General features: G+C 65.1%; 15 protein-coding genes and 1 tRNA gene. 8 read left to right on the forward strand and 8 right to left on the reverse strand.

Annotation, left to right across the window (positions count from 1 at the left end; all coding sequences use genetic code 11):
• Together QAT43_RS09405 and QAT43_RS09410 are read left to right on the forward strand one after the other, a co-directional pair.
• The coding region (locus QAT43_RS09405) for a nucleotidyltransferase domain-containing protein (protein WP_305042808.1) at positions 1–263 on the forward strand (263 nt) is incomplete at its 5' end.
• Entirely contained in the window at positions 247–657 is a 411-nt protein-coding gene (locus tag QAT43_RS09410) for a HEPN domain-containing protein (protein ID WP_305042809.1), read from the forward strand. The genes QAT43_RS09405 and QAT43_RS09410, both read left to right, overlap by 17 nt.
• Before the next feature lie 59 nt (positions 658–716).
• Here QAT43_RS09410 and QAT43_RS09415 read toward each other — a convergent pair whose 3' ends face one another.
• Genes QAT43_RS09415 through QAT43_RS09430 form a run of 4 tightly spaced genes read right to left on the reverse strand, consistent with a single transcriptional unit; the run spans position 717 to position 4,356 of the window.
• Positions 717–1,802 (reverse strand): KamA family radical SAM protein, encoded by a 1,086-nt coding sequence (locus tag QAT43_RS09415; RefSeq protein ID WP_305042810.1) that lies wholly within the window; start codon positions 1,800–1,802, stop codon positions 717–719.
• Positions 1,803–1,807: 5 nt separating this feature from the next.
• Positions 1,808–2,290, reverse strand: a complete 483-nt coding sequence (locus QAT43_RS09420) for a GNAT family N-acetyltransferase (RefSeq protein WP_305042811.1) — start codon at positions 2,288–2,290, stop codon at positions 1,808–1,810.
• Complete coding sequence (locus tag QAT43_RS09425; protein WP_305042812.1) at positions 2,283–3,293, reverse strand: D-alanine--D-alanine ligase family protein; 1,011 nt, start codon at positions 3,291–3,293, stop codon at positions 2,283–2,285. Before QAT43_RS09425 ends, QAT43_RS09420 begins: the two co-directional genes overlap by 8 nt.
• Positions 3,271–4,356, reverse strand: a complete 1,086-nt coding sequence (locus QAT43_RS09430; RefSeq protein ID WP_305042813.1) for a D-alanine--D-alanine ligase family protein — start codon at positions 4,354–4,356, stop codon at positions 3,271–3,273. The genes QAT43_RS09425 and QAT43_RS09430 overlap by 23 nt, the downstream gene beginning before the upstream one ends.
• A 448-nt stretch (positions 4,357–4,804) precedes the next feature.
• Here QAT43_RS09430 and siaA point away from each other — a divergent pair, with 448 nt between their 5' ends.
• From siaA to siaD, 4 genes are read left to right on the forward strand one after another with little or no spacing between them, the layout of a single operon-like run.
• Positions 4,805–6,799: a biofilm regulation protein phosphatase SiaA gene (gene siaA / locus QAT43_RS09435; RefSeq protein ID WP_305042814.1), complete on the forward strand. Its 1,995-nt coding sequence runs from the start codon at positions 4,805–4,807 to the stop codon at positions 6,797–6,799.
• 9 nt (positions 6,800–6,808) lie between these two features.
• On the forward strand, positions 6,809–7,351 hold the full coding sequence (gene siaB / locus QAT43_RS09440; protein WP_305042815.1) for a biofilm regulation protein kinase SiaB: 543 nt from the start codon (positions 6,809–6,811) through the stop codon (positions 7,349–7,351).
• A 26-nt stretch (positions 7,352–7,377) separates the two neighbouring features.
• Entirely contained in the window at positions 7,378–7,779 is a 402-nt protein-coding gene (gene siaC, locus QAT43_RS09445; protein WP_305042816.1) for a biofilm regulation phosphoprotein SiaC, read from the forward strand.
• Entirely contained in the window at positions 7,757–8,554 is a 798-nt protein-coding gene (gene siaD, locus QAT43_RS09450; RefSeq protein ID WP_305042817.1) for a biofilm regulation diguanylate cyclase SiaD, read from the forward strand. Before siaC ends, siaD begins: the two co-directional genes overlap by 23 nt.
• 29 nt (positions 8,555–8,583) lie before the next feature.
• Here the strand turns inward: siaD and QAT43_RS09455 are convergent, their stop codons facing one another.
• The 4 genes from QAT43_RS09455 to QAT43_RS09470 form a co-directional block, all read right to left on the reverse strand.
• Entirely contained in the window at positions 8,584–9,519 is a 936-nt protein-coding gene (locus QAT43_RS09455; RefSeq protein WP_305042818.1) for a DUF1848 domain-containing protein, read from the reverse strand.
• Positions 9,520–9,630: 111 nt separating this feature from the next.
• On the reverse strand, positions 9,631–10,077 hold the full coding sequence (locus QAT43_RS09460; protein ID WP_305042819.1) for a GNAT family N-acetyltransferase: 447 nt from the start codon (positions 10,075–10,077) through the stop codon (positions 9,631–9,633).
• On the reverse strand, positions 10,074–11,858 hold the full coding sequence (locus QAT43_RS09465) for a histone deacetylase family protein (RefSeq protein WP_305042820.1): 1,785 nt from the start codon (positions 11,856–11,858) through the stop codon (positions 10,074–10,076). The genes QAT43_RS09460 and QAT43_RS09465 overlap by 4 nt, the downstream gene beginning before the upstream one ends.
• A 3-nt stretch (positions 11,859–11,861) precedes the next feature.
• Positions 11,862–13,598: a sensor histidine kinase gene (locus QAT43_RS09470; RefSeq protein WP_305042821.1), complete on the reverse strand. Its 1,737-nt coding sequence runs from the start codon at positions 13,596–13,598 to the stop codon at positions 11,862–11,864.
• A 191-nt stretch (positions 13,599–13,789) separates the two neighbouring features.
• On the opposite strand from QAT43_RS09470, the gene QAT43_RS09475 reads away from it, so the two are divergent.
• Together QAT43_RS09475 and QAT43_RS09480 are read left to right on the forward strand one after the other, a co-directional pair.
• Entirely contained in the window at positions 13,790–14,854 is a 1,065-nt protein-coding gene (locus tag QAT43_RS09475; RefSeq protein ID WP_305042822.1) for a branched-chain amino acid aminotransferase, read from the forward strand.
• A gap of 14 nt (positions 14,855–14,868) precedes the next feature.
• Positions 14,869–14,944 (forward strand) — tRNA-Trp (locus tag QAT43_RS09480).
• Positions 14,945–15,410 lie beyond the last annotated feature (466 nt).

Raw genomic sequence — 15,410 nt, forward strand, 5'->3', positions numbered from 1 at the left:
GCCGGATCATTCTCTTTGGTTCCTATGTGCGGGGACAAATGCACCGGGACAGCGACCTGGACATCCTGGTGATCGCCGACGACCCCGTGGACAACCCTCGCCAGGAAAGCGTGCGGATTCGTCGCGCCTTGCGCGGAATCGGCATGCCCATGGACATTCTGGTGGTGGCGGATCGCCGCCTGCGCGAACTGGCCGACGCGCCGGGTTTGATCTACCGTGAGGCGCTCAGGGAGGGCAAGGTCGTCTATGACCGCAAGGAGTAGAACACGCCCGGCCGGCACCCCGGACAGCTGGTTGGAGCACGCCCGCAGCGACCTGCGCCTGGCGCGCCTCGCGGTGGGGCAAAACGTTTTGCCGGAACAGATCTGCTTCCACGCTCAGCAAGCCGTGAAAAAGGCGTTTAAGGCCATTTTACTCCGTAGGCAGGTGGATTTCCCCCTGACCCATGACCTTGAGCAACTGTTGACCATCTTCGATACGGCCAAGATTGCCGTGCCCAAAAATTTGCAGGAAGTCGGGACGCTGACCCCCTATGCCGTGGAGACCCGCTATCCGGGTTTCTGGGGAGAGATTTCCCAGACGGCCGTGCACGAGGCTTTGGATTTGGCGCAGCAGGCCCTCAGGTGGGCCGAGGACTCGATGAACGCGTCTCCTTAAGTTGTCAATCCCTCCCACAAACGCAGCGGGGCGGCCCATTTCCGAGCCGCCCCGTTTTTTCATCCCTGTTCGTTGGCCACCCGCCGCCGTTCCTCGGGCACCTCCGGCGCCACGTTGGCGTAGCGGTAGGTCTCGCCCAGGTAGTTCATGAGCACCACCTCCTCGCCGAGACTTTGCAGATAGTCGGGCAGCAGCGGGATTTTGCCGCCGCCGCCGGGGGCGTCGATGACGTAGGCCGGCACGCCCAGGCCCGAGCTGTGGCCGCGCAGGGCGCGGATGATCTCCAGGCCCTCCTCCACCGAGGTGCGAAAGTGGTTGGTGCCCTGCACCATGTCGGCCTGATAGAGATAATAAGGCCGCACGCGGATGGCGAGCAGTTTCTGCATGAGGCGCTTCATCACTGCCGGATCGTCGTTGACGCCGCGCAGCAGCACCGACTGGTTGCCCAACGGAATGCCCGCGTCGGCCAGGCGCGCGCAGGCCTTGGCGGCCTGCTCGGTGATCTCGTCGGGATGGTTGAAGTGGGTGTTGAGAAACAACGGATGATACTTGCGCAGCACCCGCACCAGGGCCGGGGTGATGCGCTGCGGCAGCACCACCGGCACGCGCGAGCCGATGCGGATGATCTCCACATGGGGGATGGCGCGCAGGGCCTTGAGAATGCCATCGAGTTTCTCGTCGGCGAGCAGCAGCGGATCGCCGCCGGAGAGAATCACGTCGCGGATTTCCGCATGGTTGCGGATATAGTCCAATCCGCCCTCGATGGTCTCGCGGGTGATCCGCATGCTCTCGCCGCCGACCTTGCGCTTGCGCGTGCAGAAACGGCAGTACATGGCGCACTCGGAGCACACCAGAAACAGCACGCGATCCGGGTAGCGATGCACCAGGTTGGGCACCGGACTCTGGTTTTCCTCCTCCAGGGGATCGGCCGGGCAGATGCCGTCCTGCAGCTCCTCCGCCGCCGGCACCGCCTGGCGCCAAATGGGATCGTTCACTTCCTTGATCAGGGACAGGTAATAGGGGTTGATGCGCATGGGGTATTCGTCCGCCACCGCGTCCAAGGGCGCGGGGTCGATGCCGAAGCGCCGGGTGACATCGGCGGGGCGGGTCAAGCCGGCCTGAAGTATTTTTTGCCAGGTTTCCATGGCGTCTAGTTCTCCTCGAGAGCGGTCAAGCGTTTGACATAGGTCAGCCGGTCATCCCCCGGCTTGTAGAAATCGCGGATGCGCGATTCTTCCACGTAACCGGCCTGCTCGTAGAAGCGCCGGGTGCGCTCGTAGCTGCCTTGGGAGCTGGTTTCCAGGCATACCAGGCGCCCGCCGCGCTCGCGGGCCTGTTCCTCCACATAAGCCATGAGCTTGCGGCCGACGCCATGACCCTGTGCCGCCGGATCGACGGCGATCCAATAGAGATCGAAATTGCCCTGGGTCAGGGGCACCGGCCCGAACAGCACGTAGCCGGCGACGCGGCCCTCGACCTCGGCCACCGCAACCTCGTAATCCTGCTGCGCGTGGTCGTTGAGCACGATGCCCAGCAACTCCACGGCCACGCCCACTTCCTCGTCGTTGAACGCCCCGGTGGCTTCGAGAATCCGCACCAGATCGGGCACATCGGTTGCCTTGAGGTTACGCACGAGCAGCCTCCCTGCGTTGCGCGGCCATCTCCAGCACCCGGCGGATCAGCTGGGGATACCTGATACCCGCCACACCGGCGCAGCGCGCCAGGCCCGCCTCGGGGGAGATGTCCGGATTGGCGTTGACTTCGAGAATGTAGGGCACGCCGTCGCGCAGGCGGATGTCGACGCGGGCGTAATCGCGGCATTCCATGATCTTGTAGGCACGCAGCGCCACGTCGCGCACCAGGATGGCGTCGCGACCCTTGAGCGGCGCCGGACACTGCGGCTGGGTGCCCTGGTAGCCCTGGGACTGTTCCAGCCACTTGCCCTCGTAGCTGACGATGGGCCGGACCAGGTCGGAATGAAAGCGGATTTCGGAGAGGGGCAGCACCTCGTGGGGGCCGTTGCCGAGAATCGCGGCGTTGATTTCGCGGCCCTCGATGAATTCCTCCACCAGCGCGCCCTGGCGGTAGGTGCGATGAACGTAGTCGATGCGGGCTTTGAGTTCGCCCTCGCTGTCCACCACGCTTTCGTTGGAGATGCCCAGGGAGGCGTCCTCGAAGCGCGGCTTGACGATGAGGGGATAGGCCAGATCGCGCACCCGGGGATACTGCTCGCCGAGCTTGACCAGCAGGTACTTGGGGGTGGGCAGTTGATGGCGGGTGAGCAGATCCTTGGTGCGCGCCTTGTCCTGGGTCAGACCCAGGCACAGGGGCGCGCCGCCGGTGAAGGTCAACCCCAGCAGATCGAGCAGCGCCGCGACGTGCATTTCCTTGCGGCTCTGCCCCCAGAACCCCTCGCAGAGGTTGAACACCAGCTCGGGCGCCAGGGCGCGCAGCTCGGCGACAAAGGGCGCGATGTCGGCGCCCAGCGCGACCAGGTGCGGGGCATGGCCGAGTTCACGCAGGGCGGCGGCCACCGCCTGGGCCTCGGCTTCGGCACCCTCCTCGGAGATGCGATCCAGCGGCTCGCCGTGGACCAGTCGCGGTGGAACCCGGTTAAAGCAGACCGCGACTTTCACGGCACCCCCCAGGCTCGGCATGCAGGTTGAGACGTCCGGCCGCGGCATCGGCCACCGCCAGGATCAGCTCTTCGTAGGACAGCCCCGCCGCCCGCGCCGCCTTGGGAAAGCAGCTGTTCTGCTCGGGACGCGGCAGGATGCCGGGCAGGGGATTGAGCTCGATGACCTGGGGCAGGCCGCGCCCGTCGAGCCGCACGTCGATGCGGCACCAGTCGCGGCAACCCAGCGCGTTGAAGGCGCGCTTGCACAGCTCCTCGATCCGGCGGCGCAGCAGGGGTTCAAGCGGTGCCGGGCAGGCGAAGATTTGCAGGGGATCGTGCTCCTGATCCCAGAGCCATTTGGCCTCGTAGGAATAGATGGGATTGACCCCGGCGGGCAGGCTGTCGAAATTGATCTCGACGATGGGCAGCACACGCAGGTCGGCGCCGTTGCCGAGCAGCGCCACGGTGAATTCGCGCCCGGGCAGGAATTCCTCGATGAGCGCCGGCTGGCGGTAGGTTTCCAGCACCCACCGCACCTGGCGCACCAGCTCTCGGCGGTTGCGCACCAGCGCCTTGTCCGTCACGCCCTTGCTCGAGCCTTCGAGGATCGGCTTGACCATGGCCGGATAGGTGAAACGCGCCGGAATCTCGTTGAGGGACGAGGCCACCACGAAGCGTGGCGTGGCGACGCGATGATGCGTGAGGATTTCCTTGGTGCGCCGCTTGTCGAGACACAGCCCCAGGGTCAGGGGATCGCTGCCCGTGTAGGGCAGGTCCAGCATGTCGAGCAGGGCGGGAATCTGCGCCTCGCGGCTTGCGCCGTGCAACCCTTCCGCGATGTTGAACACCAGATCCGGGCGCAGGACACGGTAGGTCTCAAAGGCGTTGAGGTCCGCCTCGACCAGGGTCACGCGATGGCGCGTGCGCAGCGCCTCGGCCACGGCGGTGATGGTGTGGATGTCGTCCCACTCGGCGTAAAGGTCGTCGGGAGGGCTGTCGGGAGGTTCCGAAGGAGGTTCGCCGGCCGCGTCCTGAACGAGCGCCGACTCTCCCTTCAGATTGAAGGAAAGCGCGATGTGCATGGTCAACCCCTTGAGAAAAGCCTAGCGCCTAAGATCTAAATCCCCGCGCGGGGGATGGCGGCAGCGTCTTCGGCACCGGTTAGCCAGGAGCGGCTTGCGGCTTAGAAGGGGTCAACTTTTCAGCGGGCACGTCTTGCGGGGTCCCGGTCCTGAACACTGTCGCTGATTCGTCATATACTCCCAGCGCAAAACCCTGTCAACGGGATTTTTTTGAGCTTTTTTTTCGTAATATTATCACCGACTTACACGAAGACAAAAGGGTCCGCCCAAGTCTCTCGGGGAAAAAATTCCAGGTTTCGCCGCCGGCGGCGACACGCAAGGATTCCCTTGCACAAGAATGCCTTTTCCTTTATCTTGGCAAATTAACTCTTTCTTTTTTCTTTGCGAATAACAACGCGATCCTCCAGCGTGTCTCAGGGTGCGCTTGCGGATCTGGGAAAAACCAAGGATGGCGACCTGGGGATTCGGCCTGCGGGCCAAATCGATGCTGGCTCTGGTGCTTGCCTGCCTGCTGGTGCTGGTGCCGGCCGCGCTGGTCGGCCGACACCTGGTGGACAGCGTGCGCGAGCATTTCGGCGAGGCCTACGCGCGCAATTTCACTCTGCTCAACCGGCAGAAAATCCTCGCCCCCGTCTCCCGCGATCTCGCCCTGTCCTTGCGCCTGGCGGATTCGGAAGTGGCTCGCCAGTGGCTACGCGAGGAAAACCACACGGACAAACGCGCCCTGTTTTTTCGCGAGGCCGAAGGTTATCGCGGGGATTTTCGCGGACAATCCTACTTTCTCATCAGCGCCCAAAGCCTCAATTACTATTACAACGGCGCCGACAAGCCCTTCAGCGATCAACCGCGCTATGTTCTGAATCCCCAAAATCCCGACGACGGCTGGTTTTTTTCCATTCTTGAGACCACCTCCCACTACAACATCAACGTCAACCCCGATGTGCAGCTGGGCACCACCCGCGTCTGGCTGAACGTGGTGGTGCGTGACGGAGACAGGCCCCTCGGCCTGGCCGGCACCGGCCTTGATCTGGGTGAGTTTCTCGAGGCGTTCATCAGCGTCGGCGAACCGGGCGTCACCCCCATCATCCTTGATGAAGAGGGCGCGATTCAGGCGCATCCCAACAAGGAACGCATCGCTTTCGGGTCCACCGCCGGCGCGACCACCGGCCACAACCACCTGGCTGCGCTGCTGCCCGACGCCGGCCAGCGTCAAGCCCTGGCAACGGCCCTGACTCAGGCCGCCGAGGCCCCCGGGGAAGTACGGATGCTCAGGGCCCACCTCGACGGCCGGGAGCAACTGCTGGCCATCTCCCATGTCCCCGAACTCAAATGGCACGTGCTCACCGCCGTGGACCTGCGCGCCGCCCAGGTCATCGACGAGACCTGGATCTGGACGCTGGCCGGCGTGTTGGTGCTGCTTCTCGCCCTGCTGCTGGCGGCCTTCGGCACGGCCGTGGAAAAGCTCGTGCTGGCCCCCCTGAGCAAGCTGCATCAGGCCGCCGGCGCCATCGCCCAGGGCAATTTTGAAGTCTCCCTGCCGCAGGCCGCGCGCGACGAAATCGGCGATCTCAGCCGCAGTTTCGGCGCCATGGCCGGCCAGGTCAAAACCCATACCGCCGAGTTGGAAGAGCGGGTCCGCGAACGCACGGCGGCCCTGGAAGCCGCCAATCGCGAGATGGCGGCGGCGCATCAGAAAATCAACGATTCCATCGACTATGCCAGCCTGATCCAGCGTGCCTTTCTGCCGGATCGTCATCTGGCGCAGTTGCTCGGCCCCCATCACTTCGTGCTCTGGCGGCCGCGTGATGTGGTGGGGGGTGACTTCTACGTGTTTCGCGCGCAGGACGATCAGTATCTGATCGGCGTCGTCGATTGTGCCGGGCATGGCGTTCCCGGCGCGCTGATGACCATGCTGGCGCGCTCCGCCCTGGATCATGCCGTCAGCCAGGCGGGACTGGCCTCTCCGGCGGCGATTCTCGCCCAGACCGACACCACCCTGCGGGCCATGTTGCAGGCAAGCGAGTTGCCCCGCGCCATCGCCACCACCATGGATGCCGGCCTGGTCGCGGTTCATCGCGGCACGCGCACCCTGCGCTACGCCGGCGCCAAGATCTCCCTTTACTGGAGCGACGGCGAGGAGGTGGGAGAAGTCAAAGGCGAGCGCCGGGCCCTGTCCGACCGGCGCCTGGGACATTACCGCGACCAGGAGTTCGTCCTGGCGCCGGGGCGCACCTATTATCTGTCCACCGACGGCTACCTCGACCAGGCGGGCGGCGCCCTCGGCTACGGCTTCGGCAACAGCCGCTTCGCCGCCCTGCTGCGCGCCCACGCCCGGCTGCCCATGCACGAACAGGCCGCCGCCTTCGAGCGGACCTTGCAGGATTATCAGGGCTCGTTTGCCCAACGCGACGACATCACGATTCTATCTTTCCGTCTGGACTAGGGTGATCTCATGGACCACATCGACCTTTACAGCCTGCGCGAGCAGTTGAGCCGCCACCGCATCCTGCTATGCTTCAACGGACCCATCTCCCAGAGCCTCATCGAGGAGATCGGCAACGCCTTGAAGAATTATCTGCAGGTGGAGCAGATTCAGCCCTCCGCCGCCATGGACGTCTTCGGCGTGTACATCGAACTGACGCAAAACATTCGGCAATACGCCCTCGCCCGCGGCTACGGCGAGCACGAGGCCGCCGCCACGGTGAGTGTCGCCCGCGATGAACTCGGCCATTACATCGTGCAGGCCGGCAACCTGGTCGAAGCCGAGGACGGCCGGGCGTTGCTCGCGCGCGTCGCGGATCTGGCCGGTCGCGACAAGAGCGAGCTCAAGGCCCTCTACAAGGAGCAGCTGCGGCGGCCGCGCGAGACCCAGGCCGGGGTCGGCGCGGGCTTGGGCCTCATCGACGTGGCGCGCAAAGCGGCGCAGCCCCTGTGCGCCAGCCTGACGCCGGTCGACGAACAGCGCGCCTTTCTCAGCCTGCGCGCCGTTATCTGATTTCTTTCGAGCCAACAGGACACGCCATGACAGACCTCAGCATCCCGAGCAGCCAATCCACCCCCGCCGTCGAGGGCGTGTGGGAACAGGGCCTTTTGCGCATGGAGGGCGACTCCTATCCGGAGAATTCCTTCGATTTTTTCTCACCGGTGATCCTCTGGATCGAAGGGTTCCTGACCAGAACCCAGCGCCCTCTCACCCTGGAGCTGCGCCTGATTTACATGAACACCAGTTCGGTCAAGGCCATGATGGACATTTTCGACATGCTGGAAGAGGCTCACCGCGAGGGTCGCCAGGTCAGGGTCCGCTGGCGCTACGATCCGCGCAACGAGAGGGTGGTGGAAATGGCCGAGGATTTTCGCGAGGACTGCACCTTTGCGTTTGACATCGAGGCGGACGAAGCCGATGAAGCTCGCGGAGCGTACTGAGACGGAATTGATCCGGCACATCCGGGCGCAACTCGCCGATCCCGCCCAGGCAGCCAACCCCCTGCGCGCGGATCTCGAGGCGCTACTGCTCCTCAGCGAGGCGCAACGGATCCGGCTGGAGCGGTTGATCCGCATTTCCGACGGCTATCACGATCTGGAGCGCAGCCGCAACCTGAGCCTCATTGAGCAGTACGACCGCCAGATTCAGCGGCTGGAAAAGCTCACGCGCATCTCCGACCGCTACCAGAAACACCTGCGCGAGCTCAATCAGGAGCTCAAGCAGGCGGTGCTGCGCGACCCTCTCACCGAGATCGGCAACCGTCGCTACCTGCTGGAAAGTCTCAAGGCCGAATGCGCCCGTGCGCAGCGCAAGGGCGGCGGCTTTTCTCTGGCCCTGCTCGACGTGGACCACTTCAAGACGGTCAACGACCGCCTCGGGCACGAAGCCGGCGATCGCGTCCTGCGGGAAATCGCCCGGGCCATCCAGGCGGGCCTGCGCGAATATGACCTGTGCGGCCGCTGGGGCGGCGAGGAATTTCTCGTCATGCTGCCCGATACCCCCCTCGACACCGCCGTCGGCGTCGCCGAGCGCATCCGCCACAATGTGAGCCAAATCCACCTGGAGCAGACGGGTTCGCCCCTGCCCCTGACCGCCAGCCTCGGCCTGGCCTGCCACCAACCGGGCGAAGAGTACTCGGCGACCATCCACCGCGCCGATCTTGCCCTGCTGCGCGCCAAGGCCACCGGCCGCAACCGCGTGGAACGCCTGGACTGAAGCCGCCGAACCATTTCCCCGCTTCCGTCTTAATCCGCATTTTCCCCCGCGCCGGGAACCGCCCCGACCAGCAACATCTCTCCCTCGGGATCATGCCGCCGGCCTCGCGCCAAGGCCTCATCGCCGCGCGCGTAGCAGTACAGGCAGCCATGCCGGCAGGTGCCGTAGATGCCGATGTCGATGCTGCGCGCGCAACGGCAGGCGCCGCGCTGTCCGGCATCCTTGCGCGCGGATAGCCTCAGGCCCCGCAATTCGCCGATAAGCTCGGCATCGATGCAGGCCGCCGGCCTGATGCCGCAAGGTGAAAAATCCAGGGGCTCGGCGCAGGAGCGCACCTCCAGGCCGCGCCGCGCGCCCTCCCGCGCCAGGGCGGCGGCCAGGGGCGCGAGGCGCGCGAGAGCCAGATCCGGGTCATGCCGCGCCGGATCGAAAAAGTCCAGCTCCGCGCCTGACAGGGCGCCCTTCAGTCGTCCTTGCACCTGGCGGTAGAATCGGGCGAAGCTGATGACGCAATGACTCACCCGGCCGCGCAAGGCATCGGCAAGCTCGCCAAAGGTGGCAAGTATGCGCTCCGGCGGGGTCAAGCGGGAAAGGATGATCGGATCGAAACGCCAGATCAGCCGCCGCGGGCCGATGAGTCGCGCGAGGGAATCGACGGCGGCAAGAATGTCCGCCGCGGGGGGAACCCGTGGTTCAAGCACGGATGGCAGGCCGGTGAGGGTGACATGGAAGAGGCTGGGATAGCCGCGCCGGTCCAGATCCGCCACATGGGACAGCAGGGGACGCGGATCCTTGGTCCACAAGACCAGACAGGCCACGGCCTCGGGACGCAGATTCACCCGTCGGATCTGCCGGGGGTTGAAGGGGTTGGGCACGAGCACAAAGCCCGCGTCCAGGCGGTTGAGCAGCCAGGGCGTGTAAAAAGCGGGGATGTCCGTGCGCCGACTGGCGGAGATGATGTGCATAAGACGCCTGGAAAATCCTCTGAATCAGCGGGCGCGCCCGAACACCCTATCGCGCTCGTTTTCCGCCACGTCGGCAGCCTCGCGCCGACGCAGCCGACGGATATCAGCACCTCATCCCAGCAGCCTTCTCATGGGCACCATGGCGGAAAGCGCGAACCCCTGGCGTTGATAGAAACGCTGCGCCGCCTGGTTATCGGCATCGGTGAGCAGGGTGATGCGCAGACAACCCTCGCGCCGCGCCACCGCGACGGCCTCTTCGAGCAGCGCCGCGCCCAGGCCCAGGCCGCGCGCCTCGGGGCGCACCACCATGTCCTCGAGCAGCGCCACCCGGCCGCCCAGGGCGGTGGACACCGTATAGAGCAGATTGACCATGCCCAGCACCCGGTCCGCCTCGCGCGCCACCAGGATCCGTCCCTGCTCGGGATGGGCGAGGATCAGGGCCAGGCCGCGCCGCTGCGCCGCCTCGTCGGGGGTGAAGTCGGCCTCCTGGGTGAACAGCAGGCTCAGCAGCTCGCACAGCTGGGGGATGTCTGCGTCCCGCGCGGGCAGGATGTTCATGGCCGAACCTTTCGCGACTGGCTGGTGGGCGGCGCCACCTCCGCCGCGCCCAGGGCCGCCTGCCACAGGCCGAGAAAGAAATGGCGGCCGTTGACGCCGATCACGCGGTTGCGGTAGCCGCCTTCCTGCACCACCAGGGTCGGCAGGCGAAGCGCGCCGATGGCGCGACCGACGCGCTCGAAATCGCGCGCCGCCAGGTTCCAGGTGCCGGTGGGATCGCCCTTGGCGGTGTCGAGGCCGAGGCAGACCAGCAAAAAGGCCGGACCAAAGCGCCGAATGCGCTTGAGGGCCTTGTCCAGGGCCTCCAGGTATTGGGCGCCGTCAAGCTGTTCGGGCAGGGGCAGATTGAGGTTGAAGCCCTTGCCTTCCCCCTCGCCCGTCTCGTCCTCGAAGCCGCTGAAATAGGGATAGGCGAAGCGCGGGTGGCCGTGCAGGGAAAGGGTGAGCACGTCGCGACGCGCGTAGAAGATCATCTGCTGGCCGTTGCCGTGGTGGTAATCGATGTCGAGGATCGCCACCGTCCCGTGGGCGCTGAGGAGCTGCGCGGCGAGGGCGGCATTGTTGAAGTAGCAGAACCCGCCGAAGGCGCGCCGTTCCGCGTGATGGCCGGGCGGGCGCACCAAGGCGTAAGCGAGGCGATAGCCTTCGAGCAGCAGGTCGGCGGCGGTCAGGGCGCAGTCGACGGAGCGCTTGGCCGCCAGCCAGGCGTTGCGGTTGAGCGGCGTGAAGGTGTCGATGCAGTAATAGCCGGCGCGCACCGCCAGCTCCACCGGGGGCCGCGCCGCGTTGCGGATGGGAAACACATAGGGATAAACGGATTTGCCCTCGGGCAGATTGCCGCACACCCGCTTGAAATAGTCCAAATAGTCGCGGGCATGGACGCCGGCGAGGATGCGCTCGGGGTAGTCGCGCGGCGCGACCTGCTCGAACAGCCCGCTCGCCTCCAGTTCGCGCAGCAGGGTGCGAATGCGTACCGGCGATTCGACATAGCCGCGCTCGCGCACATGGTGGATGGCATGCTGGTCGTTGACCACCAGGGCGATTTTCCGTCCCCGGCCGATCCTGGGCGGGGCGGGCGGGAGCGGCCTTTTGACATAACGCGGCGGCCGCAGACGCACCGGATCGTCGCCGAAGGAATCCACCACCATCTGGATGTAGCCCGGCGGGCACAGATGGCCGTAGCGGCGTTCGAGGATGGCCCGCACGATGGCCCGGGCGCGGTCGCGAGAGAGCAGGACGGGCTGGCCGAGGGGGTCGAACACCAGATAGGGCGGGTTGTCGTCGCCCGGTTTGAGGGGCGTCTCGTAGGCCGTGCCGATGAGGGGCAGGGCGCCGTATTTTTCGTAGAATTTGAGCCGCGCCTGGTTTTGCTTGAGGATCGTCGCGTCGCGGCACAGGGCCGGATCGTCGGGCAGGCATTCAAAAAAAATCCCCTCCGCGCCCAGGGCCAGCGCTTCCTCGCGCACCTGCTCGTAGAGCGCGCCGCCGATGCCGCCGCCGGTCGTGGCCCGGGCGGCGGATATGTAGTCGAGATAGGCGAAGCGCAGGCCAGGCTCGTAGGACAGCAGGGCGAAGCCGCGCACCTGGCCGCGCTGATTTTCCGCCACGTAGAGAATCGCGCGAAAACCGTGCTTGAGGGGGTTGCGCAGCAATTCGGGAATCTTGTCGATGTCGGCGGTATTGAGGGCGGGAAACTGGTCGCGCAGGATCTGTCGCACCTGATTGAGGGCGTCGCGATTGATGGGGCGCAGATCATCGTAAATGCGACGGATGCGAAACATGCTTTAGCCCTTGCCGCCCTCTTCGGGGCACAGGTCGTCGATCACCTCCACGACGAAGGTGCAGCCGCCGCCCGGAGTTTCCTCGAGCCAGGCCGAACCGCCATAGTGCCGGGCGATCTTGGCGACGATCGCCAGGCCGATGCCGCTGCCCGGACTCTGCTTGCCCCCTTCGCCGCGGTAAAAAACGCCGAAGATCCGTTCGCGCTCCTCGGCGGGGATGCCCGGGCCATGATCGCGAACCTCCAACCGCAACCGCCCACCGCCGCGCGCGCCGAGCACCTCGACGGGGCCCGTCTGCGGGCCCGCGTAACGCAGGGCATTGCCGAGCAGATTGGAAAACAGCTGGAACACCTGGGCGCGATGCATGCAGATCGAAGGCAAGGGGCTCAACAGCTTGACCCGGCTCGGCGCTTCGGGAAATTCGAGGCTCAGCTCCCGCAGCACCTCGACGAAGACCTCCTCGGCCCGCACCAAACGGGGCGGCTCCTTGGCGTGGGCGATGCGCGCCAGGTTGAGCAGATCGTCGATGAGGCGCAGCATTTTTTCGCCTTGCGCCATGATGTCCGCCAGCATGCCCCGCGCGCGCTCGTCCAGGGACGCGCCGTAGCGTACCTGAAGCAGTTCGGCGAAACCGATGATGGGCGCCAGGGGCGTGCGCAGGTCGTGGGACACGGAATAGGCAAAGGCCTCCAGCTCCTGATTGGCCCGCTCCAGCTCGGCGTTGCTCTTCCTCAACGCCTCGGTACGCGCCGCAACCAGTTCCTCAAGCTGCTCGCGATAACGCCGCAGTTCCTCCTCGGTGCGCTTGTCCTCCGTCAGATCCTGCAAGGAACCGGACAGCCGCCGCGCCCGACCCTGCCCATTGCTCAGGGACATGCCGCGCACCCGCAACCAGCGCTGCTCACCCCCGGGCATAAGAATCCGGCACTGGACATCGAGAGACCTGCCGCCCTGCCGGAGATGGTCGTCGAGCAGCGCCTGCGCCCAAGACCGATCCTCGGGATGGACCCGCCCCATGAACCGTTCCAGGGAGGGTTTCACCTCGCCGGGGGCATAGCCCAGCAGTTCAAAGGTGCGCGGCGACCACCACAGATCCTCCCGGTCGGTATCCGGCCAGTCCCAGAGCCCGTCGCGGCTGCCGGCCACGGCCAGATCGAAGCGCTCCTGGCTTTCGCGCAGATTGCGCAGCAGCAGCAGGGTGCTCAAGCCCTCGCCGATGCGTCGCGCCGCGCCCTCGAAGAGCCGCTGCTCCTGGGCGGTCCACACCCGACGATGACTGCACTGGTGCATGCCGAACAACCAGGGTTGACCGACCCGGGGGCGGATGGCGATCAGAAGTTGGGACCGCACCCCGAACTCGCGGATCAACGCGGGGGCAAGGGGCGGATCGCTGTCGGCGTCGAACACCACCGCGCCCGGGGCGGCCAGGGCCCTGGCGCAGATCAGATCGGCACCGGCCTTCATGGGCAGTTCGCAATCGCGGGCATGGGCGCCGGGATACTCGGGACGGGTCACCTCCACGGGAATGCGATAGATCGCCGCCCGGGGATCGCAGGGGTAGGAGAGCCAGACGCGGTCGCAGGCAAAGATCTCCAGCACCGCCTCCAGCGCTTTGCCCAGCATCTGCTCGGCATCATCATAGTGATGAATGACCTGGTTGATGCGGTCCATGCATTGAAGAAAATGCAGTTGTTCCGCTGCTTCTTCGCCTTTTCGGCCATTTCCGCGGTCCTGACTCATGCCAATCCTCGGGTTTCGGTAAAGGGTTGCTCCGGCGCCCGCCCCCTTTTCTGTTCTAAATTCTAATCCCGTAAAACGAAAAGACAAAGGGAATAACTAAACAATCTGCAATCTTGCCGGGCAAGATTATCTGTGCTAAATTGCCTGCCTGGCTCGCCGCCCGCCATTCTCACGCTGGAGGATCCGCCGCAATGGACCTGTCGATTCTACCCCTCACCCAGCCGAAAGCACGTCCCCAGGACGAAAACGCCCTGGCCTTCGGCAAGACCTTCAGCGATCGCATGTTCGTCATGGAATACGCCGCGGGACGCGGCTGGCATTCGGCGCGTATCCAGCCCTACGGCCCCTTCTCCCTCGATCCGGCGGCGGCGGTGCTGCACTATGCCCAGGAAATCTTCGAGGGACTCAAGGCCTTTCGCCGCCGAGACGGCGGCATCGCCCTGTTTCGCCCGATGGACAACATCCAGCGTTTCAACCGCAGCGCCGAGCGCATGTGCATGCCGCAGGTCGACGAAGCCTTCTTCCTGCGCGCCCTCAAGGAACTGGTGCGCCTGGAAGCCGACTGGGTGCCGCGCAGCGAGGGCACCAGCCTCTACATCCGTCCAACCATGATCGCCACCGACCCCTACCTGGGCGTGCGCCCCTCGGACACCTACCTGTGCTACGTGATTCTCTCGCCGGTGGCGGCCTACTACAAGGGCGGCTTCAGCCCGGTGAAAATCTGGATCGCCGATGAGTTCGTGCGCTCCGCCCCCGGCGGCACCGGCGAGGCCAAGACCGGCGGCAACTACGCCGCCAGCCTGCGCGCCTCCATGGAGGCCGCCAAACTCGGCTTCGACCAGGTGCTGTGGCTGGACGCCGTGCAGCGCAAGTACGTCGAGGAAGTGGGCAGCATGAACATCTGCTTCTACCTCGACGGCAAGGTGGTCACCTCGCCCCTCAAGGGCACCATTCTCGACGGCATCACACGCCGCTCGGTGCTGACCCTGATCCGCGACCTGGGCATCGAGGTCGAGGAACGCGCCCTGTCCGTCGAGGAAATCATGGACGGCGCGGCCTCGGGACGCCTCCGGGAAGCCTTCGGCACCGGCACCGCGGCGGTGGTCTCGCCCGTGGGGCAATTTACCTATCGCGGCCACAACGCCCAGGTCGGCAACGGCCAGGTGGGCGAGCTGACCCTGAGGCTCTACGAGACCCTCACCGGCATCCAGTATGGCCGCCTGCCCGATGCCCACGGCTGGATCGAGACGGTTTAAGCGCACGAATTTCTAGGCCAGTAGTTCAATTGGTAGAGCACCGGTCTCCAAAACCGGCTGTTGGGGGTTCGAGTCCCTCCTGGCCTGCCATCCGCAAAGCCCCCTTCGCCCCCCGGCGGAGGGGGCTTTGTGCTTAATATTTAAGCTCACCTGCCTAAAATTACACCCCCCACCCACCGCGCCGTCCCGACTCATTTTCACGACCGGCGCGCGCCCGCGCGACCACAAAAGCCAATCCTTTGCGGATTTTCTCGCCATACTCACTTTACACACAGTGAGCACATAAACTTTCCCCCGCCCCCATACCGAACGGCCTTTCCGGGCGGTGGAGAAAATTTCGTATACACCAAAAAGGATATTTCTTGTTAAGAAATAAGGATATTTACACGTAGATCGAGAGAATTTGAGACAATTCAGACAAAATGGCACTTAATTTGCTATTATGTCGCCGACATCCTTGATTTGAGCAATTCGCACCCAATGCTCCCGCACCACCCCATTCACGCCATGGAGGTGTCATCACATGTGTCGCATCGGCGCCATCAAAAGTAGCGAC

Source organism: Geoalkalibacter sp. (assembly GCF_030604225.1).
Taxonomy (GTDB): domain Bacteria; phylum Desulfobacterota; class Desulfuromonadia; order Desulfuromonadales; family Geoalkalibacteraceae; genus Geoalkalibacter.